15 protein-coding genes are annotated in these 25,244 nt (G+C 73.3%); 4 read left to right on the forward strand and 11 right to left on the reverse strand.

Annotation, left to right across the window (positions count from 1 at the left end):
- The first annotated feature begins 31 nt into the window (after positions 1-31).
- Together WME83_RS15640 and WME83_RS15645 are read left to right on the forward strand one after the other, a co-directional pair.
- Positions 32-658, forward strand: a complete 627-nt coding sequence (locus WME83_RS15640; protein WP_437320078.1) for a TetR-like C-terminal domain-containing protein — start codon at positions 32-34, stop codon at positions 656-658.
- A 279-nt stretch (positions 659-937) separates the two neighbouring features.
- Complete coding sequence (locus WME83_RS15645; protein ID WP_437320079.1) at positions 938-5,227, forward strand: hypothetical protein; 4,290 nt, start codon at positions 938-940, stop codon at positions 5,225-5,227.
- A gap of 41 nt (positions 5,228-5,268) precedes the next feature.
- Here WME83_RS15645 and WME83_RS15650 read toward each other — a convergent pair whose 3' ends face one another.
- The 7 genes from WME83_RS15650 to WME83_RS15680 all read right to left on the reverse strand — a co-directional run bounded on the left by WME83_RS15650 (position 5,269) and on the right by WME83_RS15680 (position 15,792).
- Positions 5,269-6,615, reverse strand: a complete 1,347-nt coding sequence (locus WME83_RS15650; protein ID WP_437320080.1) for a hypothetical protein — start codon at positions 6,613-6,615, stop codon at positions 5,269-5,271.
- Positions 6,616-6,858: 243 nt separating this feature from the next.
- A complete protein-coding gene (locus tag WME83_RS15655; RefSeq protein WP_437320081.1) occupies positions 6,859-7,953 on the reverse strand; it encodes a hypothetical protein in 1,095 nt (364 codons plus the stop codon).
- 460 nt (positions 7,954-8,413) lie between these two features.
- Positions 8,414-9,964 carry a thrombospondin type 3 repeat-containing protein gene (locus WME83_RS15660; RefSeq protein ID WP_437320082.1) on the reverse strand — a complete coding sequence of 517 codons (1,551 nt, stop codon included), beginning with the start codon at positions 9,962-9,964 and terminating at the stop codon, positions 8,414-8,416.
- Positions 9,965-9,995: 31 nt separating this feature from the next.
- A complete protein-coding gene (locus WME83_RS15665) occupies positions 9,996-11,468 on the reverse strand; it encodes an SBBP repeat-containing protein (RefSeq protein WP_437320083.1) in 1,473 nt (490 codons plus the stop codon).
- Positions 11,468-12,460 (reverse strand): hypothetical protein, encoded by a 993-nt coding sequence (locus tag WME83_RS15670; RefSeq protein WP_437320084.1) that lies wholly within the window; start codon positions 12,458-12,460, stop codon positions 11,468-11,470. The genes WME83_RS15665 and WME83_RS15670 overlap by 1 nt, the downstream gene beginning before the upstream one ends.
- Positions 12,461-12,697: 237 nt before the next feature.
- Positions 12,698-14,350: an FAD-dependent oxidoreductase gene (locus WME83_RS15675; protein ID WP_437320085.1), complete on the reverse strand. Its 1,653-nt coding sequence runs from the start codon at positions 14,348-14,350 to the stop codon at positions 12,698-12,700.
- A 146-nt stretch (positions 14,351-14,496) separates the two neighbouring features.
- A complete protein-coding gene (locus WME83_RS15680) occupies positions 14,497-15,792 on the reverse strand; it encodes an endonuclease/exonuclease/phosphatase family protein (protein ID WP_437320086.1) in 1,296 nt (431 codons plus the stop codon).
- A 497-nt stretch (positions 15,793-16,289) separates the two neighbouring features.
- Here WME83_RS15680 and WME83_RS15685 point away from each other — a divergent pair, with 497 nt between their 5' ends.
- Positions 16,290-18,269: a PE-PGRS family protein gene (locus WME83_RS15685; protein WP_437320087.1), complete on the forward strand. Its 1,980-nt coding sequence runs from the start codon at positions 16,290-16,292 to the stop codon at positions 18,267-18,269.
- A gap of 118 nt (positions 18,270-18,387) precedes the next feature.
- Here WME83_RS15685 and WME83_RS15690 read toward each other — a convergent pair whose 3' ends face one another.
- Positions 18,388-18,777: a KGG domain-containing protein gene (locus WME83_RS15690; protein WP_437320088.1), complete on the reverse strand. Its 390-nt coding sequence runs from the start codon at positions 18,775-18,777 to the stop codon at positions 18,388-18,390.
- A gap of 1,369 nt (positions 18,778-20,146) precedes the next feature.
- Between WME83_RS15690 and WME83_RS15695 the strand changes: the two genes are divergently transcribed.
- On the forward strand, positions 20,147-21,172 hold the full coding sequence (locus WME83_RS15695; protein WP_437320089.1) for a phosphatase PAP2 family protein: 1,026 nt from the start codon (positions 20,147-20,149) through the stop codon (positions 21,170-21,172).
- Positions 21,173-21,235: 63 nt separating this feature from the next.
- On the opposite strand, the gene WME83_RS15700 is transcribed toward WME83_RS15695, so the two are convergent.
- The 3 genes from WME83_RS15700 to WME83_RS15710 all read right to left on the reverse strand — a co-directional run bounded on the left by WME83_RS15700 (position 21,236) and on the right by WME83_RS15710 (position 25,210).
- Positions 21,236-22,999: an ABC transporter ATP-binding protein gene (locus WME83_RS15700; RefSeq protein WP_437322003.1), complete on the reverse strand. Its 1,764-nt coding sequence runs from the start codon at positions 22,997-22,999 to the stop codon at positions 21,236-21,238.
- A gap of 235 nt (positions 23,000-23,234) precedes the next feature.
- Positions 23,235-23,570 carry a 4Fe-4S dicluster domain-containing protein gene (locus tag WME83_RS15705; RefSeq protein WP_437320090.1) on the reverse strand — a complete coding sequence of 112 codons (336 nt, stop codon included), beginning with the start codon at positions 23,568-23,570 and terminating at the stop codon, positions 23,235-23,237.
- Complete coding sequence (locus tag WME83_RS15710; protein ID WP_437320091.1) at positions 23,567-25,210, reverse strand: FAD-dependent oxidoreductase; 1,644 nt, start codon at positions 25,208-25,210, stop codon at positions 23,567-23,569. Before WME83_RS15710 ends, WME83_RS15705 begins: the two co-directional genes overlap by 4 nt.
- Positions 25,211-25,244 lie beyond the last annotated feature (34 nt).

The following is a 25,244-nucleotide window of genomic DNA, read 5'->3' on the forward strand; positions in this document are numbered from 1 at the left end:
GGCGAAGCACGGACGTGGCAGGATCGCGGGCATGGGTGTGACGGACGCCGATGAGCCGGTGGAGCGCGTGTTCCAGGCGCTCTGCGAGGGCCGGCTGGCGCGCGACGACCTCACCGCCCGCAAGATCGCCGCGTTCCTCGGCCAGACGACGATGGTGCTGTACCACCACTTCGGCTCGCTCGATGGATTCCTCATCCGCGTCGACGGCGCCGGCTGGCGGCGGCTCGCGGGGCTCCTCGAGGCGCGGGCGCGCGCCGGCGGCGACGCGCGGTCGCTCGCCGTCGCGTATGTCGAGTTCGCGCTGCGCCACCCGGACCTCTACTGGCTGATGGCCGAGCGCCGCTTCGACCGCGCCCGCCTGCGCGAGGAGGGGCGCCTGCGGCTCGCGCGCCCGCTGTGGAGCGGCTTCGTCGAGCTCCTGCGCCGCTACGGCAGCGCGCGGCCGGCGGAGGACACCCACGTGCTCTTCGCGGGCCTCCACGGCATCGCGATGCTCGCGCTGAGCGGGCGCGCCAACCTCGGTGAGGCTCCCGCTCCGGACGAGGAGGTGGCGTTCGTCGCGGCGCGACGGCTCGCGGACCTCGTGCTCCCCGGCCGCCCCCCCGAGCCGCCCGCTCCGCCGGCGATCGGCGACCGAGGCCCGCGGCGCAGCGCCTGATCCCGTCCACCCCCAGGCGCCCGCCGGCGGCCGCGGGCTCGCGCCATGCGCCGCGCGCGGCGCGCGACGCGCCCGGCTCGCCGCACGGGAAGAACAGGAAAGGGCGTCGAGGCAGGCCTTCGCGCCGGGCGCATCGGCCCCGCCGACGCGCGGCGTGCGTCGGCGTTGCCCGAAAACGACCGCAGCGCATCGGGCCGCTCCGCTGGACAGGCCGTGCCATGTGGGGGAAATCGGCACGTCCTGCGAGCTCGCGGCATCGATCTCCGATCGGAGGTGCTTATGCGCGCGCGACGCGGGATCGCTTTGTGGCTCGGCGGGGGATTGCTCGCCGCCGGCGCGGGTTGCGGCAGCGACGAACCGGAGGCGCCCGGCGCAGCTCGGCTCGCGATCGCCGCGGGCGAGGACCGCGACGTGCACGCGCCCGACGCGCTCGGCGCCCAGAGCCAGGCGGCGATCGCCGCGAACGCGGACGCGAGCATCCTCGTCGTGACCTACACCGATCCGCGCGGCGCGCTCGCGAGCCCGATCCGCCAGTCCGGCGTCGCGCGCTCCACCGACCGGGGGAGGTCCTTCGACGAGGTGCTCGGCCCGAGCGGCGAGCGCGGGCTGCCCTCGGCCCCAGGCGGACAGGTGCTCGGCGATCCCCGCGTCGTCCACGATCCGAGCCGCGACGTGTTCATCAGCGCCTCCACCTACGTTCGCCCCGCCGACGGCGTCCAGGGCCTCTGCATCCATGGCTCGAACCCCGGCAGCGAGGCCGGGACCTCGTGGTCCGCGCCGGTGGAGGTCGCCCCCGCGTTCGTCGCCGGGGAGAGCGCCGAGCAGGCCTCCATCGACGTCGACGCGGCGACCGGGCGCCTGTCCGTCACCTGGGTCCAGCGCGGCGGCGCGTCGCCCAGGATCCTCTACAGCCACTCCGACGATCTCGGCCAGACCTGGTCGCCCGCGGCCGTGCTCGCGCAGGCGCCCGCCGGCGGCGACCTCGATGGGCCGAGCGCGCGCATCCTCCCCGGGGTCGCCGATCGGGAGCCCATCGTCTACGCCGTCTTCCGCTCCATCGAGCCGGGGACCTCGCTGCGCAACATCGGATGCCGCCGCTCGACCGACGGAGGCGCCACCTGGGAACCGCTCGTCCTCCTCGACGCGGCCGGCTACCCCCCTGAAGACCAGGTCCTCGGCGTCGACCACGCGAGGAGCTCCCCGTCGATCGACGTCGACCAGGCCACGGGCCGCGTCTACGTCGTCTATCCGCGGAGCGGCGACCGGGGGACGGGCGACATCGCCCTGCGCTCCTTCACCGAGGCGTGCGCCGCCGGCGACCCCGTCCTCCTCAACAGCGATCCTGGGCGCGACCGGGCCCAGCTCTTCCCCCTCGTCGCCGTCGATCGAACGACGGGCACCGCGCACGTCGTCTACTACGACCAGGATGTCGCGGGCACGGGCGATCTGACCGAGGTCATGCACACCGCGTCGAGCGATCAAGGCGCCTCCTTCAGCCCCCCTGCGCCGATCTCGGACCACCCCTTTCACGCGGGCCACGGCAACGACGCCTCCCGGCCGAACCTCGGCGATCGCATCGGCGGCGTGGCGCTCGCCGGCGAGCTCTACAGCGTCTTCGGCATGACGGCCGAAACGCCGCGGTTCGATGAGGGACAGCCGACGTCGACCTCCATGATCGCGCCGAACGTCCACCTCGACGCCCTCGACGAGTTCGCGCGCGTCCCGCCGCTGCGCGCCGCGGGCACCCGGATCGCGGACACGGCGTGCGGCGCGCTCGCGAACGAGCGCGTCGATCCGGGGGAGCGCATCGAGGTCGGCGTCTACCTCGAGAACTACGTCGCGAACCCGGTCTCGGGCAGCACCACCGTCTCCGGGATCACGGCCACGCTCGAGACGGAGACGCCCGCCGTGACGGTCGCGAGGGCGAGCGCGACCTACCCCGACATCGAGCCGCTCCGCGTCGCCGCGAGCGACGCGCCCTTCCTCCTTACCACGGCGCGGGACTTCCCCCCGGGCGCGCCGATCGATCTGACGCTCACGGTGAGCTCCGCGCAGGGCACGCTCGAGCTGCCCATCCAGCTCGAAACGGGCGTGCCGGGCGACGCGGAGGTCCTCCTCGAGGAGGATTTCGACGACGCGAGCCCGCCCGCGCTCCCCTCGGGCTGGCAGTCGGTGCGCGAGGGCGGCGCGGCCTCCGCGTCGCCGTGGATCGTCGCGCAGACGCTGACGCCCGGCAACAACGCCGCGTTTCACGGCGAGGAGCCGGCGACGTCGCACGTCGCGCTGGTGTCTCCCGCCGTGACGATCCCGGAGCGCTCCGGGGAATCGCACGTCACGCTCGACTTCGATCTCACCTACGAGCTGGAGGACGATCCAGAGCGGCTCGTCGAGGCGTTCGACGGACTGACCTTGCGCGTGGAGGATCTCACGGCCGGCGCCGCGCCGCGCGCGGTCCTGGCCGAGGCGTTCGCCGAGCAGATCTCGACGGGCGCGAGCCACCATTTCCCCAAGCACCTTCCCGCCAGGGACGACCCGGGATACTTCGGCGATCAGTCGGTCTGGTCGGGGAGCTCCGACGGGAGCAAGCGCGTGTCGATCCGCTTCCCCGGCGCGGGGCTGCTCGGGCGGACCGTCCAGCTCCGGTTCGACTACACGCAGGACGACAGCCTGGTCTGCACCGACGTCGGGCGCCCCGGGCCGTGCGGCGTCGCGATCGACAACGTCGTGCTCGCGGCGGTGCCGGTCGTGACCGGGGCCTGCGGGGCGGACCTCTCGCTCACGCTGACGGACGCGCCGGATCCCGTGTCGCCCGGCGCGCAGTTCGTCGCGACGATCGACGTCTCGAACCAGGGGCCGGGCGACGCGAGCGACCTCGTCGTGACGTACGTCCTGCCGCCCGGGGCGAGCTTCGTCGGTGCCTCCGGGACCGACTGGACGTGCAGGCTGGCCACCGAGGGGCTCGTGTGCCGGCGCGCGTCGCTCGCCGCGCTGGAGAGCTCGTCGATCGCGGTCACCCTGACCGCGCCCACCCTCACGCCGCCCGCGGTCACCCTCGAGATCGACGGCACGGCGAAGGTCACCGCGCGAGAGCACGACCCGGCGCCGGAGAACAACGCGGGCGTGGCGCACACGACCGTCTCCGTGCCGACGCGCCTGATCGCCTACCTGACCGTGCTCAGCGAGCGCAGAGCCGGCGACGACGTCTCCTATGCGTTGCTCATCAACAACAAGGGCGGTCGCGCGCAGCCCGACAACGCGGGGTTCGAGTTCATGGATGTGCTCCCGCCGGAGCTCCTGCTCGAGGGCGCGGTCGCGGAGGAGGGCGCGATCACGTCCGATCCCGCCACCAACACGATCGGCTGGGACGGCGCCATCGCGCCCGGGGAGTGGATGTTCATCACGATAGAAGCGACGCTCCGGCCGCTCACCGAGGGGCTCGTCGTGAGGAACCAGGGGACCGTCTCCTTCGACGCCGACTCGGACGGGGTCAACGAGTCGAGCGCGCTGACCGACGAGCCCCTGTTCGCCGGCGCGGCCGATCCGACGGTCTTCACGGTGCGGCCCGCGATCTGCGGAGACGGCGTGCTCGGGCGGGGCGAGTCGTGCGACGACGGCAACCGGCTCGACGGGGACTGCTGCTCGGCGCAGTGCACCGCCGAGCCCACGACGGTGCTCTGCCGCGTCTCGAGCTCGCCCTGCGATCCCGGGGAGTACTGCGACGGCGCAGGGCGCTGCCCGGCGGACGCGACCCTGCCTGACGGGGACTTCTGCGACGACTTCGACGTCTGCAACGGCATCGAGCTGTGCTTCCAGGGGGCTTGCCTGAACGACATGCCCCTCGACTGCGACGATGGGGATCCGACGACCACGGACGAGTGCCACCCTCTCTTCGGCTGCCGCAATCTACCGGGCTCGGATCCGGGCGCCTCCGGCGAGGGCGGCTGGGGCGGCGGCGATGTCGGTGGTGGCCGCGACGCGGCGGGCGGCGGCGCAGGCGAGGGCGGTGACGCAGGGCAGGGGGGCGAGGCGAGCGGCGGCGGCGCAGGAGCGAGCGGCGGCGGCGCAGGCGAGGGCGGCGGCGCAGGCGAGGGCGGCGGCGCAGGCGAGGGCGGCGGCGCAGGCGAGGGCGGCGATGCGAGCGGCGGCGATGCGAGCGGCGGCGATGCGAGCGGCGGCGATGCGAGCGGCGGCGGCGCCATGGGCGGCGGCGGCGGTGCCATCGGCGGCGGCGGTGCCATCGGCGGCGGCAGCGGCAGCGCAGGAGAGGGGGGCGGCGGCACGGCCGCAACCGGGGGCGAGGGCGCTGCCGGGGAGGGCGGCGCCGAGGCGAGCGGCGCGGGCGGCGGCGCCGGCGGAGGCCGGGATGCGGCCGGCGGGGCAGGGGGAGGGGATCACGCCGGCGGAGGAGCGCCCCCAGACGAATGCAGCTGCTGCTTCAACGTCAACATCAACTGCGCGGTCGCCGCCGTGGGCGGCGAGGCAGGGCGCGCGCCGGGCCCGTCCCGCGCGCTCGCGCTCTTCGGTCTCCTCCTCGCGCTCGGGAGCGCGCGCCGCGCCCGCCGCCGCTGACGGCGGCGGCGGCGCGCGCCCGCGCCATCACGGATGTCCGATCACTTGTAGAGGAAGACGCCCTTCAGGTCCTCGGTCTGCGAGATGGGCGTCGAGGCCTTCTTCGAGGTGGCCCTGAATTGATAGATCATCCCCGGCACCAGCGCCGGACCGTCGTACTCGACAGAGACGTTCTCGCTCCCCGACACCTTGGGCACCTCGAGGTTCTCCCAGATCTTCGCCCCGAGCGCGTCGAACAGCATCACCTCGTAGAGATCTTCGCTGGAGTCGTCCTCGAAGACGAACGTCGGTGTCCCGCTCACCTCCTCGAGCGAGCTCGCGCCGGGCGAGGCGACGGCGAGCGCGCCCGTCACCTTGAACGACTCCTGCACCAGCAGATCCTCGCCGGAGACCGTGATGCGCACGATCTCGGTCCCGCCGATCGACGTGTCGGGATCCCGCACGAGCGCGTCGTTCTCGAAGGCGGCGAGGATGACGTACTCGCCGTCGGGCACCCCGTCGATCGAGAACTCGCCGGTCACGTCGCCCTGCCGGAGCCCGCGCGGCGTCTCGCCGCGGGCGGTCATCTCGTCGAACGTATCGGCCACGACCAGGATGACCGAGGTCGCGCTCCCGCCGGGCGCGTTCACGATCTCGACCTTGCCGCTCACGACCGCCGTGGCCTCTCCGGTCTCGTGCAGATCCACGCCGGCCGTCTCCTTGCCCGCGCTGACGGTCGCGCTCGCCGTGTCGAGCGCGAGGCCGGCGCCGTAGCCTTTCACCGTGACCTCGCCCGCGGGCACGTTGAAGATCGCGTAGCTGCCGTCGAGATCGGCCGCGCCGGTGGCGCCGCCCGCGACGAGCAGCGTCCCGCCGGGCTGGTCGGCGCGGACGACCCCGGAGATGGAGCCGAGCCCGTCGCTCTCGGGCAGCGGCAACAGCGCGATCTCGGTGGCCGCCGACGCGATCCCGAGCGGCTTGCCCGACGCGGTCGAGAGGTCGATGGGCAGCGCGACCCGCGGCGCCTTCGGGAAGGTCTCGTAAGCGAGCGCGTCGGCGCGCAGCGTGACGTCGGTCTTGACCGGCGCCCCGCTGGCGTCGCGCCGCGCGGGCACGGCGAGCTCGTAGCTGCCGTCGGCGCCGGTGACCGCGACCCGGGAGATCACGGCGTCGTTCGCGTCCCGGGCGAGCACGCGCGCGCCCGCGATGCCCTTGTCGTCGAGCGAGTTGTAGACGCGGCCCTTCAGGGTCACCGGATCGAAGCAGGCGGGCTCGGCGCCCTCCACCTCCTCGCACACCTGCGTCGCGGTGCACCCCGTCTGCTCGGCCACCGAGCAGCTCTTCGGCTGATCCTCGTCGTCGCCGCCACACCCCATCCCCAGCGAGGCGCAGAGCATCCCAACAGCCATCGAGCGCATCCTCATCGACTCGTCTCCTTTCAAACGATGTTTCGTCACCGCAGACACAATGTCTCAGCTCGCGGGCGGTCAGCGCTGCGTCCCCCCCAAGCTCGTCTCCGGCTCGCACGGAGGCAATACACCACGGAGGCGCCGCGGACACAGAGGAGAGTTGTAACAAACCTCCGTGTCTTCAGCGCTCTTCAGGGCCCACTCCCTGGCCTGGAATCCAGGGAGATCCCGTGCTTATCGGTGCTACTTCACGACCGGCTGGCAGCAGCCCGTGATGCAGTAGTAATCGGCGGCACAAGGGTCCTGGCCGGCGAGCCCGCACGGCTGGACTCCCGGCGCGCACTGGCCTTCCGGGTCGCCGCCGCCGCTCCCCGCGGCGCCGCCGCCGACCCCGTCACCGCCGCTGCCGGCCGCGCCGCCGCCGGCCCCTCCGCCGCCGGCGCCGGTGCCGGTCTCGAAGCAGTCGGCGGGCAGCGTGTCCTTGCCGAGGCACAGCTCGCAGTGGCCGCACTCGTTGAGGCAGGCGTCCACGGGCGTGCACGGCTCGCAGCGGCTCGGGTCGGAGATGCCGTCGCGCGAGCACGAGCCTTGGCCGGTGCCGTCGGCGTCGGAGCCGAGCCAGACGTAGAGGCCGCTGCCCGCGGGCAGCTCGCAGCAGCCGAAGCAGTCGCAGCCGTTCGGCGTGAGCGGACCGCAGACATCGTGGCAGGTATCCGACTGCTCCCGATTGAGCTGGCTGCAGCTCCTGCCCTGGGCGCCCGGCGTCGAGGCCGCGGGGTTGTACGCGCACATCGTCCCGTTGATCGACTCGGGGTGATAGTCGGGCGCGACCTCGTTCGGATCGCACTGATGGTTCCAGTGGCAATCGTCGTTGCCGGACCCGGAGTCCTGGTCGAAGTAGCAATCGACGGTGCACGCCGGCCCTGCCTGCCCGGGGATCCCGCCGTAGTAGCTGTCCTCGGTGTTGTCGCACGCGCCGAGGCAGTCCGGGTCCTGCGCGTCGAGGAGCCCGTCCTCGTCGTTGTCGATGAGATCCCCGCACTGGTACATCTTGCCCTGGCACGTGACGGGGGTCGTCGGGGTCGGGATGCCGCCGCCGCCCGCGGCGCCGGTGCCCGCCCCGGCCCCACCGCCGCCGCTGGCGCTGCCGCCGCCGCTCGCGCTGCCGCCGCCGCTGGCGCTGCCCCCGCCGCTCGCGGCGCCGCCGCCGCTGTCGCCCGCGCCTGCGCCGCCGGACGGGGCGGCGCCATCGACGACGCCATCGCTACAGCCGGCGCCGAACGTGAGCCCGAACAGGGTGGTCAGCAACGAAAGAGAGAGCGGGAGAGCTAGGCGCATGGTGTCTCCAAAGGTGGCTCCGGACGACCCACCCGCAGCGCGGGCTGCGGAGCGAGCGTCCGGCGCGTTCAGTCGGAGCAGTTACACCGCCGCGCAGCCACGGCTCAGAAAAATGCTCAGATCGGGAAAGCGGCCGAGCCCGCCCGGAACCGGCGTGGGGTCATGACCCACCCCGTGCTTGCAGCAATTCCCGGGTAGTCGCCGAGCGAGCGCTCGCGTCTTTCGTTCTTGCTGGTTGTGCGATGGGGAGGAATTGGGAACACCGAGGCACAGAGGACACAGCGTTTCTTGGTTCTCTCCTCTGTGCCTCGGTGGTTCCTTCGCTCATCCAACCGGGATAGGATCGAGCGCTATGGTCTTGGTGTAATTCGACCTCGACCGCACTCACGTCCGGCTGACCGTGCTGCCGCGCGCCGGCAGCCCTTCACGGCCGCTGCGCCGAAGCTCCGCGCGGCGGCGATCACGCCGCGCGGCCGCGACGCCGGCGGGAGCCCAGGCCGAGCGCGCCCGCGAGGAACGCCGCGAGGCCGACGAGCGCGCCGCCGCCCTCGCCTCGCTGCATCGCGCAGACCAGGCCCGACGAGACCTCCGGCTCCGGGGTCTGCCCGCCGCCGCCCGTCCCGCCGCCGGCGCCGCCTCCGTCTCCGTCGCAGACGTCGCCGATCCCGTCGGCGTCGGCGTCGGCTTGATCCGCGTTGGCCCCCAGCGGGCAGTTGTCGTCGCCGTCCTGGACGCCGTCATCGTCGTCGTCCTCGTCATCGACATCGCAGGCGTCGCCCTGATCGTCGCCGTCGCCGTCGGCCTGATCGGCGTTCGGGACCGCGTCGCAGTTGTCCGTCTCGTCGGGCACGCCGTCGCCGTCGTCGTCCCCGTCGCAGGCGTCGCCCTGCCCGTCGCCGTCGCTGTCGGTCTGTTCGGGATTCGGCTCCTCGTCGCAGTTGTCCGCCGCGTCGGTCAGGCCGTCGCCGTCGGTGTCCTCGCAGGCGTTGCCCGTGCCGTCATCGTCCGCGTCCGTCTGATCGGGGTTCGGGACCTCCGGGCAGTTGTCGGCCTCGTTCGGGATGCCGTCGCCGTCGCCGTCGGCGTCCGCGCCGAGGTCGCAGGCGTCGCCGCGGCCGTCGGCGTCGCCGTCCGTCTGATCTTGGTTCGACACGAAGGGGCAGTTGTCCCTCTCGTCCGCGATACCGTCGTTGTCGTCGTCGTCCTCGCAGGCGTCGCCGGCGCCGTCGGCGTCCGTATCTTCCTGGAAGATGTTCGACGCGAGTGGGCAGTTGTCCTCCCCGTCGAGCAGGCCGTCGTCGTCGCTGTCCGGATCGCAGGCGTCCCCGAGGCTGTCGCCGTCCGTGTTCGTCTGGTCCGGGTTCCGCTCCGCAGGGCAGTTGTCCTCGGCGTTGACGAGCCCGTCGCCGTCCGCGTCGACGTCGGGCTCGCAGAAGTCGCCCACGCCGTCGCCGTCGCTGTCCTCCTGGTTCGGATTCTGCGTCACGGGGCAGTTGTCGCAGACGTCGCCGAGCTTGTCGTCGTCCCGGTCCTCCTGGCGCGGGTTCGCCACGGAGGGACAGTTGTCGACCTCGTTGGCGACACCATCGCCATCGTCGTCCGGCGCAGAGGTGTTGTCGTCACAGGGGTCCCCGATGCCGTCTCCATCGGAGTCCGTCTGATCCGGGTTTTGCAGGCTCTCGCAGTTGTCGGCGTCGTTGGGGACGCCGTCGCCGTCGAAGTCGTCGTCGCAGGCGTCCCCGGGCGCGTCGTCGTCGAGGTTCTCCTGGGCCGGATTGGACACGGAGGGGCAGTTGTCACAGGCGTCGCCGAGCCCGTCTCCATCGGAGTCCTCCTGTTCCGGATTTGGCAGCAACGGGCAGTTGTCGATCGGATCTGCGATCCCGTCGGAATCTTGATCCACCTCCGCCCACCCCGCGACCGGCAGCATCACCCCGATCACCCCCGCCGCGAGCCCCATCGCCAACCGTCGCCCGCGCGACCGCACGCCCTTCTTCCCCGCACGCATCATCGCGCCTCCATCCTTCCTGGCGAACGCCGCTTCACGGCGACAGCTTGGTCACGAACACGTCCGTGCCCTCGCCGCCCTCGAGCTGCTTCTCCCCGAACTCCACCGTCCCGGTGAACGCCCCCGTGACGAACACCCTCCGCTCCCGGTCGATGGCCACCCCCGTCGCCCGGTCCGCGCCCGCCCCGCCGAAGCGGTGGCTCCACCGGAAGCCGCCCTCCGGATCGAGCTTGGCCACGAACACATCGTCGCCGCCCGCGCTCCTCACGGGCCCCGACGCGAGCGACGCCTCGCCGCGGAACCCCCCCGCCACGAGCACGTCCCCCGTCCCGTCGACGAGCAGCTGCCCCAGCGTCGCGCCCTGCTCGCCGAGGACCCGGCTGTAGAGGTGCCCGCCCTTCGCATCGAGCTTCGCCACGAACACCGCCGGCCGGTCCCCCGCCACCCGCGCCACCCGCGGCCCCCCGCCGAGGTCGATCGCCCCGCTGAGCTCCCCGCCCACGATCACGTTGCCCGCGCCGTCCACCGCCACGGCCCTGGCCCGCTGCAGCCCCGCGTCGCCGAAGCGCTTGCTCCAGCGGTGCTTGCCGAGCGCGTCGAAGCTCGCCACGAACACGTCGAGATCCCCCGCGCTCTCCAGCGGATCGCCGCCGAGATCGAGCGTCCCGGCGAAGTCGCCGACCACGATCGCGTTGCCGCGCTCGTCCATCGCCACGGCGCGGGCCTGCTGATCGAAGCCGTCGCCGAACCGCGCGCTCCAGAGCGGCGTCCCGTCGGCGTCGAAGCTCGCCACGAACACGTCGCTGCCGCCGGCGCTCTGGAGCCGGTCCTCGCCGACGCTCAGCGCGCCCGAGAAGCGGCCGGCCACGACCAGGCGCCCCGCCGCGATCGCCGCCACGCCCGTCGCCGCCTGGAAGCCGATGCCCCCGAGCGGCTGCAGCCACAGCTCCCGCCCCTCGGCGTCGAGCCGCGCGACGTAGCCGTCCCGCCCGCCGGCGCTCGTCCGCGGCGCGCCGCCGAACTCCAGCTTGCCCGAGAACTCCCCCGCCAGGAGCAGGCCCTCGTTCCCGTCCGGCGCGACCGCGTTCACGATCTGCGGGTCGAACGCCCCGAAGCGCTTCAGCCCGAGCCCCGCCCCGTCGCTCGCCGAGAGCCGCGCCCAGAAGACGTTCTCCACGCCGATCGGCGTCACGCGCTCGTCGTCGAGGGCCACGCCCTCCGCCGCCGTGAGCCGGCCGAGGAGCGCCGCGCTGCGGTCGTCCGCGACGGCCACGCTCGCCCCGGCCTGCTCCCCGTCGCCCCCGAGCGCGCGCGCCCACTGCACCTCGCCGCCCGCCGGCGGCGCGCCGCCCTCGCCTCCCGCGCCGCCCGCGCCCCCGGCGCCGCCCGAGCCCGTCGTCGCGGCCGAGAGGCTGAGCTCCGGCGCGCAGCCGAGCGCCGCGCCGCCCAGCGCCACGAAGCCGAGCGCCGCCGCGGCCGAAGCCGCCCTGACATCGTGCGCCATCATCAGAACGCCCCCTGCCACACCACGCCCCGCGCCGTGGGGGTCACGAGCGGCACGAGCGACCCCGCCGCCCGCTCGTCGCCCGTCCTGGGCCGCAGGAGGATGCCGCCGAGCGCCGCGCCGACGCCGGCGACGCCGATCGCGCCGAGCGTCACCGACAGCCCGAGGCTCCGGTTCCACCGCGCCCGGAGCGCCTCCATGCTCTCGAGGTCGTACACGCGCCGATCGCACACGGACCCGGGGCAGTCCTGCTCGACCCGGTCGCGCGCGGCCGCGTGGTCGACCGCGAACGCCACGCTCCCCGCGAGCGCCGCGAGCCCCACGCCGCCCGCCGCCCACGCCCACAGCGGCACCGGCGCGCGCGCCTCCGCGGGCGCGGTCTCGGGCGGCGGCTGGCCTGCGGCGCCGGCCTCGGCCGCGGGCCCGCGCCCGGGGACGAGGGCGATGCGGACCTCCACCGGCGCGCGCTCGGCCTCCTTCAGCGTGACCTCGCGCCGCTCGGTCTGGAAGCCGGGCGCCGTCACCACCACCTCGTGGCGACCGGGGTTGAGCTTGCGGGGGTACGGGAGCGCCGCGCGGGGGATCGGTTGGCCGTCCACCCGCGCATCGATCTGGTCCAGCGACGCGCCCTCGACGCGCAGCACGAGCGACGGGATGCGCGCGTCGAGCTGCTCGACCAGCGCCGCGGCCGCCGCCCGCGCCTGCGTGAACGCCGGGGGCTCGTCCTTCCCGAGGGGCAGGTGGACGACCTCGTACGCCGTCTCCCGGGCCTCGAGCAGGTGGCCCAGCGCCTCGTCCGCGCGCGCCAGATCGAGCCCCGTCGTGGGGGCGCGGACGAGCGCGTGGGCGGCCTGGAAATCCGCGCGGGCGGCCGCCACGTCCCCCGCGTCGCGCTTCTTGCGCCCCTCGATGAGGAGCGTCCGCGCGGTCTGTCGATCGGCCGCCGAGGGCTCGGCCCGCGCCGGGAGCGCCATCGCGACCGAGAGGACAGCCAAGGCGATGCCCGCGGCGCGGGGGGCACGAGGGCGCAGGAAATTCATCTCATCACCAAGCCGCCGGGAACCCTCCCGGACCACCCGGTCATGCTCGCACGCGGCTCGCGCGGGGGTCAACTGCGCCCTCACGCGGCGCGTCGCGCGCAAGCGCGCCTGGCGCTCACGCGCCGATGGCAGGCTCGATTCGTCGTGGCGCGCGCATGGCGCTCATCGCATCTCGCGCGCGGCGCTCGCCGATCAGGTGGCCGGGCGACTCTGGGGCAGGTTCACGGCCGACACCGGGACGGCGACGACCTCGGGCGTGGCTTTCGGCGTCACCGATTCTCCGGCGCCGGCGGGCGCCTCGCTCGGCGCGACCGGCGCGAGATCGGCCGTCGCCGGGCCGCGGAGGACGCGGCCCATGGCGTCGAACCGGGCGCCGTGACAGCGGCAGTCCCAGCTGCGCTCCGCGGGGTTCCACGACACGATGCCGCCGAGGTGGGAGCACATGGCCGACATCTCGTGGAGCTGCCCCTGCGGATCGCGGTAGACGGCGAGCTTCTTGAGACCCCTGCGCACGACGGCGCCGCTGCCCGGCGCGATCTGCGCCGCGTCGCCGACATCGCCCTTGCCGAGCCACGAGGCGTACTGGCAGGCGACATTGACGTTCTCCTTCACGTACTCCGAGACGGCGGCCGCGCTCAGGTTGACGCGCGTGGGATCGAAGAGCGACGCCATCCGGTTCTCCCGGCCCTGCACGAGATCCGAGATCACGAGCCCGGCGATGGTCCCGTGCGTCATGCCGTTGCCGCAGTCGCCCGTGGAGATCAGGATCCTCGAGTCCCGCCTGACGCGGCCGATGTAGGCGAGCCCGTCGACCGTCTCCATCACCTCGCCGGACCAGCGGTGCAGCACCTCGCCGGCCTGCGCGAAGCGCTCCCTCGCCCACGCCTCGAGCCGCGCGTACCGCTGGTCTGCGTCGCTGGCCTGGCCCGTCTTGTGGTCCTCTCCGCCCACGATCAGCACCTCGTACGGGCCGTCCGCGCCGTCGACGTTGGCCACGCGGACGTAATGGAACGGATCGGCCGTGTCCCAGTAGAGGCCCGGCGCGACGGCGTCCCGGGGCACGCGCAGGCCGATGGCGTAGGTCCGGTATCCGGCCTGCTTCATGTGCACGCTGATGCGCGGGATGAACGGCGAGTTCGTGGCGAGCACGGCCTCGCTCGCGACCACCTGGAGGCCCCGCGCGGTCTTGACGACCACCTTGTGCGGGGCCGCGTCCTCGTCGACGTCGACCACGTGCGCCAGCGTGTAGAGCTTGCCGCCGTCGCGCTCGATCGCCCGCGATAGCCCCGCGAGGTACCTGCGAATGTGAAATTGCGCCTGATCGGGGAAACAGACCGCGGGGCCCGTGTCGAAATCGACGAGCGGCGCCCGGTCGACGTAATGGACCGAGCCCAGCCCGGCGCGGTGCGCGGCCTCGATCTCGTCGCGGAGCGTCATCGGCGGCGACCCCGGGGCCGCGAAGAGATAGCCGTGGAGGCGCCGGAAGTCGCAGTCGATCTCCTCTTCCTTGACGATGCGCTCGATCGTGTCGATGGCCATCGTGTGGCTGCGCGCGGCGAGGCGCAGGTGGCTCACGTTGTGGAGCTTCGCGAGCGAGGCCCAGCGCCGGTCGAGCGCGTGGGTGATGTGCGCGGTGGTGAGGCCCGACTCGCCCCCGCCGACCGCGCCGTTGTCGAGGACGATGACGCGCTTGCCCGCCTTGGCGAGGAGATACGCCGTCGTCAGCCCGGCGATCCCGGCGCCCACCACGCACACGTCCGCCGTGTGATCGGTCGCGAGGGGGGCCATGGGAGGGAGGACGGCGTGGGTCCAGACGGTGTTCTTATCGTAGGCTCGCTCCGTCATAAACGCTCCGCGTGTGGACGCCGAGGGCTGCATCCCGGCGCTCGGTCTCGGTCATCGGTCGTCAATCGATCGTCTCGCCCGCCTCGCGCGAGGCGCGGCGCCGCTCTGCCCCCGGGAGGGGTGGTGAAGAAGGGCGCCCGGGCGCGTCATGTGTCGCGCCTCGACAGGGTGACGAGCAGCCCGTAATGGTCGGAGAAGCCGCTCTTCACCTTCTTCTTGCCCGCCTCGATCGTGAGGCTCGACCGCATGATCTGGGCCCCGTGCGCGTCGCCCTCGAAGCCGCGCAGCAGCACGTGATCGATGAGCAGCCCGCGGGTGCCCTTGCCCCCGTCGAGGGGGTTGTCGAAGCAATACGTGCACTTCGCGTCCTCCTGGGACGCGTAGGGGTTCACGAAGCCGCGCGCGAGCAGCCGGTCGTAATGGGCGGGCAGGCGCGCCGAGATCGAGGGCGCTTTGGCGGGGCCGGTGTTGAGATCGCCGAGCAGCGCGGTCGCGCCGCGGCCGCCCGTCTTGCGATCGATGTAGTCGAGGAGCGCGTCGATCTGCGCGGACTGGTCCTTTTGCCACGACGTGTTGCGGGGGTGCGGGACGCCCTCCAGGCTCGCCGTGAGGTGGGTGCAGAAGACGTGGAGCTCGCCGAGGGAAGGGGGCGAGATCCGGGCATAGAGCACGGCGCGCCGATCGATCGCGGACGGGAGCACCAGCGCGTCGCGCTCGAGGATCTCGGCGTTCGTCAGGATGGCGGTGCCGGAGGCCCCGGCGTAGGCCTCCACGGCCACCGCGCCGCCGGCGCGCGCGGGGGGACGCGCGCCGGCGGCGCTGTTCGTGCGTGTGCGAAGGCACGCTCGAGCAAGCTCGTCAGGCCCCTGCCGCGGGTTCGCGGAGAGGCAGTTGAAGCAGTCGGGCGACAGGCTGGTGAGCCTCGCCGAGCAGCTCTGGAGGAGGCACGGGAGCAAGGCGTGCTGGGTGAGGCCGGCGCAGCTCTTCGCCGCGCACGCGACGAGCGGATCGGTCTCCTGTTGCGTGCAGCCGCCGTCCTCGTGGCCCGGGGGCAGCCGGAAGGTGTGCGGCAGGGCGCTGGACGTGGCGGAGACGAGCTGCTGCCAGTGCTCCTCGAGCCAGAACTCCTGCACGCAGAGCAGGTCCACGGGCTGCTCGGCGAGCGCGCGGATGAGCGGCTCCGCCCGCTCGTCGACGTATTTGAGCACGCCCATCGCGAGCCCGCCGTTGTAGGTGGCCACGCGAAACGGCGATGCCTGCTTCGGCCCGGCGCTGCCGCGCGCCGCGTCCTCCGGCGCGCCCGGCTGCGGCGCGGCGGCCGGCGGCGCGACGCCGCCCTCGGGCGCGCCGGCGCTCTCCCGCGCGCGGCTCTTGTCGCCGCTGCACGCGGAGAGCGCGAGCGCACCGAGGATCGTCGCGCTCCGAAGCCAAGCCGTCTGCATCAGGCTGCTGGACGATGCAGATCGCGTACCGTGGTCCGCTCGCCGCCCCGCACGGCGCGCACGGCGCGTACGGCCGCCAACGCGGCGTCTTCGCGCGTGCGCGCGCTGAGGCATTCCGCCACAATGGGACAAAGCTGCACCGGGCGGGGCGACCGCGCGTCGAGGGCCGGCGCGCATCGCTGCGAGGGAGCGACGCGCGGGTGCGCGATCGAGGCGAACCGCGGCGCGCTGTCGGGGCGCGTCGCGCTCGCGAGGGGCGCGCTGTGGAATCGGGACGTGCCGTGGAGGCGGAACCGGAGGTAGCAGGTTGTCGCCCTGGATTTCGCCGAGACAGCTGTTGATTCGAACGGCGCGCACGCGTACTCCAGCTTCACGACACAGCGGATAGGACGTTCGACAACCCACAGAGATGGGTACCGGACCATCCTTGGCTCCACCGAACGCCCCGCGGCGAGGGTTCTTCGTCGAGACATGGAGGAATGATGAGAGAGCGCTTCATGACGAGAGTGGCCCAGATTGCTCTGCTGACGAGCATGGGGCTCCCCGTGGGCTGCGGCGGCTGCGACTCGGAGCCTGACGACGGCACCACCGCTTCGTCGAGCGGCGGCGGCGAGGGCGGCGACGGCGGTCTCGGCGGGCAGGGCGGCGTCGGCGGGGACGGGGGCGCGGGCGGCAGCGGCGGCGACGGTGGCGCGGGCGGGCAAGGTGGATCCGGCGGGCAAGGCGGCTCTGGCGGCGCTGGCGGCGCGGGCGGGCAAGGTGGAGAGGGCGGCGCCGGCGGCGCGGGAGGCGCCGGCGGCGCGGGCGGCGCCGGCGGGCAAGGCGGCGCTGGCGGCGCGGGCGGGCAAGGCGGCGCGGGCGGCACCGGCGGCACCGGGCCGGGCGGCGTCGGCGGCTTCGGCGGCGCGGGCGGCACCGGCGGCACCGGGCCGGGCGGCGTCGGCGGCGCGGGCGGCGTCGGCGGCGCGGGCGGCGCGGGCGGCAGCGGCGGCGCGGGCGGCGCGGGCGGCAGCGGCGGCGCGGGCGGCAGCGGCGGCGAAGGCGGCGGCGGCGAGCCGCCCGAGTTCCTCGGGGACGCGCTCTGGGGCGCCAGCGCCGGCGAGGAGAGGGGCGAGCGCGTCGAGGCGATCGCGGCGGATCAGGGCGAGAACGTCGTCCTGGTCGGCGGCTTCCAGACCGCGATCAACTTCGGCGGTGACGCCGACCGCCTCGAGAGCGCGGGCCAACACGATATCTTCGTGGTGAAGCTCGACCCGGCCGGGGGCCACGTCTGGAGCAAGCGCTTCGGCGACGCGTCCGATCAGTACGCGATCGCGGTGGCCACGGATTCGAGCGGCAACATCGTTATCGCCGGCGAGTTCGAGGGGACCCTCAACTTCGGCGCGGACCCGAGCACGGCGCTCGTGAGCGCCGGCGAGCGCGACATCTTCGTCGCCAAGCTCGACCCCGACGGCAACCACCTCTTCAGCAAGCGCTTCGGCGACGCGCTCGACCAGTACGCCTCGGCCGTGGCCGTCACCGCCGAGGACGAGATCGTGGTCCTCGGCGTCGCCGACGGCGCCATCAACTTCAGCGAGGATCCCGGGGCCGAGCTCACCGGCACCGGCAGCGACGGCGCCGTCGTCGCGAAGCTCGACGCCGCCGGCGGCCACCTCTGGAGCAAGCGGTTCGGGTCCATCGAGAGCTGGCAGCGCCTCGCCAGCCTCGCGGTCAGCGGCCCGGCCCTCTACGTGGCCGGCGCGTTCGGCGGCCGGCTCCAGCTCGACGACCAGCTCCTGGAGAGCGCCGTCAGCGGCGTGACGTCGGGCGCCGGAGGCGCCGGGGGCGGCGGCGAGCCGATCTACAGCATCGACGGGCTCGCCTTCCGGCTCGATCTGGCGTCGGGCAGCCTGGTCTGGGCGCGCCCGCTGGGCGCCGCCGGCGAGCAGTACGCGAAGTACGTCAGCGTCGGCATCGACGGCCACCCCGTGGTCCTCGGCAACCACCGGGCGCCGTTCCAGGTCGGCTCCATCGACGTCGAGCACACCGAGGCGGCGGGATACGACCTCTACGTCGCCCGGCTCGACGCCGCGGCGGGCGAGCCGCTCGCCGCGCGCTCGTTCCTGTCCGACGGCGACGAGTTCGTCTGGGGCTTCTCGCAGGATCCCTGGGGCAACCACGTGCTGAGCGGCTACTTCACGGCGTCGCTCTCGCTCGGCGGAGAGCCCGTCTCGGTCGGCGCGCCCTCGTCGGGCGACGCGTTCGTCGCGAAGCTCAGCCCGGACTTCTCCGAGGAGCTCTGGTCCGATGTCTACCGGGATCAGTTCTTCTCGTACGCCACCGCGCAGGCGGTCACCGCCGGCGGAAACACGGTGGTGGCGGGCCTCTTCTTCGGAGAGCGGCTCGAGCTCGGCGGAGGCCTCCCCGCGCTCGAGCACAGCGCGCCCGCGCGCGATCGCAACAACGGCGACGTCTTCCTCGTCACCCTCTCGCCCTGACGTCCTCGAACGGCCGCGCGGAGCTCCGTCGAGCTCCGCGGCGCGGTGCGCGCGAGCAGCTGGCGAGTCCAGCTGCCGCGCGTACCCGCGCGCCGGCGGCCGCCGGCAGCACCGCCGATCAGTGGGCCTCGTGGCTCTGCTGCCCGGCCTGGACGTGCTGCTCGTGGTTGCCGCCCTGCTCGCGCTCGCCTTCGGCCTGCGCGGCGCTCGCGTTGCTCGAGCCGTCGCCGCGCGCCTCGCCGCCCTTGCGGCCGATCTGGGCCATGTGCCCGCGGTTCTGGCTCACGGCAGCGCCGCCCTTGCGGCCGATCGCGGCCATGTGCTCGCGGTTCCGGCTCACGGCAGCGCCGCCCTTGCGGCCCGCGGCGCGGGCCTCCTCGGAGCTGAACTCGTGGGCTGTGCCCTTCTCGTGCGCGGCCTTGCCACCCATGCTCGCGATGGCACGCTGCTGCTTCTGGTCCATCGCCGCGAACCCACGACTGCTGCTCTGCCCTTGTTGCTGTGCCATGATAGGTCTCCTTGGTGTCTGGCGCATCGCTCGGCGCCGGCGCGGGACAACGCAGCTGCGGCACCCCGTCCGATCTTCGCTGAACGATGTCGGCAGGAGGGGTGACTGCAACGTGGATGCCATGGAGAAGAACCCATGGAAATCGGGCCTCTTTGGCGCGGATCCAGCGAGAGCTCCCCGGGATCGCCGCGCGAGCCCGCGGTCGCCCCGGGGGCGTCTCGCCCAGGGCGAACGACAACGGTGCGCGTCGGCGCAAAGGCGTCGCGACGCAGATCGCCGATCGCGGCGGCTTCTGCGCCGCTCAGCTCGCGAGGCGCGCTGCTCAGCCTGGCCGATCCAGGTTTTCAGCAGGAGATCTGCGTCGCGGCAGACTGCCCCACCGGCCGTGGGCGCGCGGGCCATCGCGCCTCGTCCGCGGCCTCGCGCCGCCGAGATCCGCGGCGAGCGGACGCGCCCGAGCCCGCGAGCTCAGCGCGTTTCGTCTGGCCTTCAGCGCTCGCCGTCGCGCTGACGAGGCGGCTGGCCGCGCTCCCGTCGGCGCCGCGCGGCCGGCGGTGCGCCGCCGTTCGACCGGAGAGATCGCAAAAGAAGACGAGAAGGTGGGAAGTCGGGAAAGTCATCCGCGTCGCCTCACCCCGCCTCAACCCACCATCGCGCTCCACTGCGCGACACCGCACGACATCGCACCGCGGCATCGTCAACGGCGCCATGCCGCCATCAGGATCGCCGGGGCGAGCGCGCGTGGGCCTCGACGATCGAGAGCAGCCGCGCGTCCTGACCGCGACGGCCACGCCGCTCAAGGCCGATCGTCAGGCACGAGGTGCACGCCGCTCGGGGGGCGCGCAGCGCGACACGCAGGCCGCGGAGCGACGCTGGCCCGGGCGCGCCGTCGGCAGGTTGACATTGCGCTGCTCGCGATCGTCATCTCCGCATCACCGGCGTCCGACAGGCGCGGTGGGTACGTCGAGCGCGCAGATCCTGCGGAGCTGCTGTCGCGCAGATTCTGCGCGGTCCGGAGCTCGCCAGTGCGCATCAGAAGGCGAAAGCGCACGGCGGGACGCGAAGGAGCCGCGCCGCTGCGTCGCCGCGTTCGCACGCGCGAAGCGGCGCGCTGCGCGTTCGCACGCGCGCGCGGCCGCGGCGCGCGTCGCTCCGGCGCGCGCCGCGGCGCCTGCGGCCGACGCGCGACGCGAAGCAGCCCGTCAAAAACTCGACGTCCGCGTGGCCTCCGAGTTGCTCTCCAGGTGCACGCGCGCTCGTCACGGATGTCACGGCGACGCCACACGTGATACAGAGCGACCTGACGCAACGGACGCAACGGACGTAGGCGACCCACGCGCGCATCACGCCATCCCTGGAACATTCCCGTATGCAAGAGAGGCTGACAACGGACTGTGATAAGGTCGCCGGCTCCCGGGGCCTGGTCGACGTCGAGCGCCCTGGCGCGCTCCTGAAGGACGCGCTGCGCGGCCTGGTCGCCGTGTTCGCCCTGCAGGACGCGATCCTCATCGGCTACCTCGTCGTGACGACGGTCTGCCTGCTCGGCGCGCCGCCCTCCGAGGTGCAAGCGCAGTGCGTGCACCACAATCTGGCCGCCATCGCCGCGCTCGTGTCCATCTGCGTGTTCGTGCGCCGCGCGACGTTCGTGCCTCGCCTGCTGCGGAGCGTGGTTTACCGGCTCTCGCTCGTCGGCACGTTCCTCCTCAACTACCTCTCGCTCCGGAACATCCTGCCGACGGTCCGGAGCGACAGCCTCGACGCGGAGCTCCTCCAGCTCGACCTCCTCCTGTTCCGGTTCGAGCCGGCGCTCTGGATGGAGCGCTTCAACACGCGCCCCGTCGTCGAGTGGTTCTCCTTCTTCTACTTCAGCTACTTCTTCATCTGCTTCACCTCGATGGTGCTGGCGGTCTGGGTGGCCCGCCCCGGCCGCGGCACCACCGAGTACGCGGTCGGCACGTCGATCGTCTACTGCGTTGGCCAGCTCGGCTACATGGCGGTCCCGGCGTACGGCCCGATCCAGGCGCTGAGCCACCTCTATCAGGGGCCGCTCGACGGCGGCTTCTTCTGGGGGTGCGTGAGCAGCATCGTGCAGGCCGGCGGCGCCATGAAGGACGTCTTTCCCTCCCTGCACACGGCCGCGCCGCTCTGGTTCGCCCTGTACACGTTCCACCGCGCGCGCACGGACCGGCGCCTCTTCTGGCTGGCCGTGGTGGCCGCGTTCTTCTCCTTCAACATCATCATCTCCACCATGCTCCTCCGCTGGCACTACGCGGTCGACGTGGTCGCCGGCGTCGCGCTGGCCACGGGGGCGGCGTGGCTCACGCCGCGGCTCGTCCGCTGGGAGGAGGGCCTCCGCGCCCGCATGGACCAGCCGCAGCCGTGGAGCTTCCGGTAGCAGCCGCGGCGTCTCCGGCGGCGGGGGCGCCGCCGCCCGCCTGAGCCGCCCGCGCGCCGCGCCTCAGGGGGCCGGGGCCGGGAGCGGCGCCGGGGCCGCCTGGGCCCGCGGCGCACCCCGGCGCTCCTCGGCGGCCCCGTCGAGCAGGAAGCCGTCCGACTGCTTGCTCCAGAGCCGCTTGTAGGCCCCGTTCCGCGCCAGCAGCTCGGCGTGGGTGCCATCCTCGATGATCCGGCCGTCCTCGAACACGAGGATGCGATCGAGGTGGACGATCGTCGAGAGGCGATGGGCCACGACGAGCACCGTCTTGCCCTTCATGACCCCGTCGAGCGTGTCCTGGATGGCCTTCTCGGTGATCGAGTCGAGGCTCGACGTCGCCTCGTCGAGGATGAGGATCGGCGCGTCCTTCAGGATGACCCGCGCGATGGCGATGCGCTGGCGCTGGCCGCCCGAGAGCTTGACGCCGCGCTCGCCGACCATGGAGCGATACTGGTCCTTCATCTGCGCGATGAACTCGTGCGCGCGCGCCTTGCGCGCCGCCTCGACGACCTCCTCGTCGGTCGCGGTGAGGCGACCGTAGCGGATGTTGTCGAGGAGCGTCCGGTGGAAGAGGCTCGGGTCCTGCGGGATCAGGCTGAGCTGCGCGTGCAGCGCGTCCTGCGTCATGTCGCGGATGTCCACCCCGTCGATGAGGATCTGACCGGAGTCGATGTCGTAGAGGCGCAGGATGAGGTTGACGAAGGTCGATTTGCCGGAGCCGGAGAAGCCGACGAGCCCGACCCGCTGGCCGCGCGGGATCGTCACGCTGAGCCCCTCGAAGATCGGGTCGTCCGGCGTGTAGCCGAAGGTGACGTTCCGGAGCTCGATCCGGCCGCGCTCGATCCGCGGCGCGACGGCCTCGGGCCGGTCGACGAGCTCGTGGGAGCGGATGATGGTGTTCACCCCGTTCGCGACGTTGCCGACGAACTCGAAGAACTCGAGGAAGCGGCGGCTCAGGTTGCGCGCCTCGTTGATGATGAGGAGCGACAGGCTGGTCGCCATCACGAACTCGGCGACGCCGATGGCGCCGCGCTGCCAGAGCGCGAGCGCGTAGTAGAGCGTCCCCACCTTGAGCAGCGCGGCCGACGCGAACTGGAACCAGCGCACGCGCTCGGAGTACCAGTTCGACCGGCGCACCGCCCGGAGCTCCCGGACGAGCTGCTCGTCGAGGTACTCGCGCTCGAAGCCGAGCCGGGCGAAGAGCCGCGCGCTCGTGAGGTTCGTGACCGAGTCGACGAGCTTGCCCGTGATCTCGCTCCGCGCGGACGCGGCGCCCACCGCGTGCGGCTGACAGCGGGTCGCCAGCCAGTAAGAGATGCTGACGAACAGCGCCGCCCAGGCCGAGACGAACGCCGCGAGCTCCGGGTGAGCGCGGTAGAGCAGGCCGATCGAGACGGAGAAGACGATGGCGATGGGCCAGAAGTCGAACAGGATGGCCCACAGCGTCTGCGAGACGCCCATCGACGTCTCGCTGATGCGGTGGGCGAGCGCCCCGGCGAAGTTGTTGCTGAAATACCGGTGGGAGTGGTGCTGGAGGTACGCGTAGAGATTGCGGGTCACGTTCTGGCGCTGCCACGGCCCGACGAGGATCTGGAAGAGGCCCGCGATGCGGCTGAAGAGGAACTCGCCGGCGATGAGCGCGACGAACAGCGTCAGCGGGCTGCGCAGCTGGCCGCTCAGCGCGGCCCGGTCGCCGTCCGGCGCCTGCGTCACGCCCTTGATCACCTGCCCGATGGCATAAGGGATCATGATCCCGAACGAGGCGTGCGCCGACTCGAACACGAACATCGCCAGATACCAGGCGCGGTATCGGCGGACGAAGTGAAGGATGAACCGAAAGGGCGTGTCCGGGAGCGCCGGAGCGCCGGGGGCGCGCTGCAGAGAGGTCTTGGATTCCACCACATTGTCCTGGGCGCCTCGCGCGCCCTCATGGGCCGACGGTCGTCTGCTCTCCCACCCCGCGCGGCGCCCGCCCCGCGCGGGCAGGGTGAGCGCCGGCGCAGGGAGCGTCACGCTGTTGGGTTCACTGCCCGGCCGTCACGGCGCGGAACCGGAACGTGGGGTCGCGATCCGTACCGCCGGGCCGCGCGGCGCGCCACCCGAGGTGCTGCGCGTAGCTCCCGAGGCGGCCGTCCTGCGCCAGCCGCTCCTCGGCGACGGGATCGCGGCGCTCGGCGAGCGGGCTCACGTAGAGCGCGTCGGTCGGGCAGTAGAGCTCGCACATGAAGCAGGTCTGGCAGTCTTCCTGGCGCGCGATGACGGGCGCATCGCCCGGTCGCGCCTCGAAGACGTTCGTGGGGCAGACCTTGACGCAGAGGTTGCAGTCGATGCAGCGGGCGTCGCTCAAGAGCTCGATCATGCGAGGTCTCCTCGATCAGGGGCGTCAGGGGCGGGCGGGCCGGACCCATGCGTAGGCCGGCGAGGCTCGACCCAGATGGACGAGAGCCCGCCGGTCGCGAGGCAATGGGCCTGGTCCGGGTCGGTGTGCGGCAGGTCGGTGCGCTGATGCAGCCCGCGGGACTCGGCGCGCGCGAGGGCGCTCCTGTAGCAGAACCGCGCGGTGGCCAGCAGCGCGGCGGCCTCGCGCGCGCGGACCCGGGCGGCGCCGGCCGCGTGGAGGTGCGCCTCGGCGTCGCGCCACGCGCCGTCGAGCCGCTCGACCGAGGCCGCCAGCCGATCGCCCCGGCGGAAGAGGTTCTTGTCGAGCGGCAGCACCTCCCGCTGGACGAGGTCGATGATCTCTTTGGCGAAGGGCCCGCCCGCCGCCCCGCTGGGGCGGAGGCCGACGGTCCCGGCGGGGCGCACGGCCCTCGCGGCGGCGCGGTCGCCCAGGCGCTGCGCGAAGCGCGCCGCGCCGCGGCCCGCCCAGGTGCCGCTCGAGATGGCCCAGGCCGCGTTGGGGCTCCCGCCGCCGCTCGAGGCGCCGACGATGAGCTCGCGCGAGGCCGCGTCGCCCGCGGCGTAGAGCCCCGGGACGTGGGTCGCGCACGCGTCGTCGACGATGCGGATCCCGCCGCTGCCGCGCACCGTGCCCTCCGAGCGGAGGGTGACGGGGAACCGCTGCTTGAACGGGTCGATCCCGAGCCGGTCGTGGGGCAGAAAGCAGTTCGGCTGTCCGTCGCGCAGCCAGCGCTGGATCTCGGGGCCGGCGCGGTCGAGCACCGCGTACACCGGCCCGTGGCAGAGCGCCCTGGCCACCGCGAGCATGCGATTGCCCCGGCTGTCGATGACCTCGCCCGATTCGGTGGTGAAGGTCGCCCAGAAATAGGGCAGCCCCTTGGTGACCGAGGCGTAGGCGGGGCTGATCCCGTACTGCGCCGAGAACTCCATCCCGGAGAGCTCGGCGCCCACCTCGGCGGCCATCAGGGTGCCGTCTCCCGTGTTGACGTCGCAGCCGAGCGCCTTGCTCAGGAACGCGCAGCCGCCGCTGGCGAGGACCACGGCCCCGGCGCGGATGCGCCAGGCGGCGTCCTGCTGGCGGGCGTGGCCGGCCGCGCCGGCGACCACGCCGTCGCTGACGAGGAGCTCGAGGGCAGGGGAGTGGTCGAGAATGCGGACGCCCGCGCGCCGGAGCTGGCGGCGCAGGAAATACATGTAATCGGGGCCCCGCAGGTTGGCGCGGTATTGAAGGCCGCTGTCGTCCAGCGGGAAGGGATAACCCCATTCGGCGAGGCGGTTGATCTGCTCCCAGGTCGCGTCGAGGACGCGCGCCATCCACGCGCGGTGCGCGAGCCCGCCGCTCCGCGCGAACCTCGCCTCGATGGCGCGCTCACGCGCGTCGCCCTCGGGCGTCACGTACCAGGCGCCGGTGTTCGCGGGGGCCGTGGCGCCGGAGGTGCCGCAATATCCCTTGTCGACGAGCGCCACGCTGCGCGCGCCGCTCGCGACGGCCCCGAGCGCGGCCCACGCGCCGGCGGGGCCGCCGCCGATCACCAGGACGTCGGCGACGTCGTCGATTTCGGGGGTGCGAGGTGGGGACGGCGTCGCAGGGGTGCTCATCGGGGATCCGCCGCGGCGGGCCCAAGCACCGATC

Origin of the sequence: Sorangium sp. So ce385 (genome assembly GCF_051474135.1) — a bacterium.
Lineage (GTDB): Bacteria > Myxococcota_A > Polyangia > Polyangiales > Polyangiaceae > Sorangium > Sorangium cellulosum_D.

Excerpts from the sequence above, each read along its gene's own strand:
- WME83_RS15660 (WP_437320082.1), bottom strand. The coding sequence starts at position 9,964 with ATGATGCGTGCGGGGAAGAAGGGCGTGCGGTCGCGCGGGCGACGGTTG.
- WME83_RS15640 (WP_437320078.1), top strand. The coding sequence starts at position 32 with ATGGGTGTGACGGACGCCGATGAGCCGGTGGAGCGCGTGTTCCAGGCG.
- WME83_RS15650 (WP_437320080.1), bottom strand. The coding sequence starts at position 6,615 with ATGGCTGTTGGGATGCTCTGCGCCTCGCTGGGGATGGGGTGTGGCGGC.
- WME83_RS15680 (WP_437320086.1), bottom strand. The coding sequence starts at position 15,792 with ATGCAGACGGCTTGGCTTCGGAGCGCGACGATCCTCGGTGCGCTCGCG.
- WME83_RS15705 (WP_437320090.1), bottom strand. The coding sequence starts at position 23,570 with ATGATCGAGCTCTTGAGCGACGCCCGCTGCATCGACTGCAACCTCTGC.
- WME83_RS15645 (WP_437320079.1), top strand. The coding sequence starts at position 938 with ATGCGCGCGCGACGCGGGATCGCTTTGTGGCTCGGCGGGGGATTGCTC.
- WME83_RS15700 (WP_437322003.1), bottom strand. The coding sequence starts at position 22,999 with ATGTTCGTGTTCGAGTCGGCGCACGCCTCGTTCGGGATCATGATCCCT.
- WME83_RS15695 (WP_437320089.1), top strand. The coding sequence starts at position 20,147 with ATGCAAGAGAGGCTGACAACGGACTGTGATAAGGTCGCCGGCTCCCGG.
- WME83_RS15655 (WP_437320081.1), bottom strand. The coding sequence starts at position 7,953 with ATGCGCCTAGCTCTCCCGCTCTCTCTTTCGTTGCTGACCACCCTGTTC.
- WME83_RS15710 (WP_437320091.1), bottom strand. The coding sequence starts at position 25,210 with ATGAGCACCCCTGCGACGCCGTCCCCACCTCGCACCCCCGAAATCGAC.
- WME83_RS15685 (WP_437320087.1), top strand. The coding sequence starts at position 16,290 with ATGACGAGAGTGGCCCAGATTGCTCTGCTGACGAGCATGGGGCTCCCC.
- WME83_RS15665 (WP_437320083.1), bottom strand. The coding sequence starts at position 11,468 with ATGATGGCGCACGATGTCAGGGCGGCTTCGGCCGCGGCGGCGCTCGGC.
- WME83_RS15675 (WP_437320085.1), bottom strand. The coding sequence starts at position 14,350 with ATGACGGAGCGAGCCTACGATAAGAACACCGTCTGGACCCACGCCGTC.
- WME83_RS15690 (WP_437320088.1), bottom strand. The coding sequence starts at position 18,777 with ATGGCACAGCAACAAGGGCAGAGCAGCAGTCGTGGGTTCGCGGCGATG.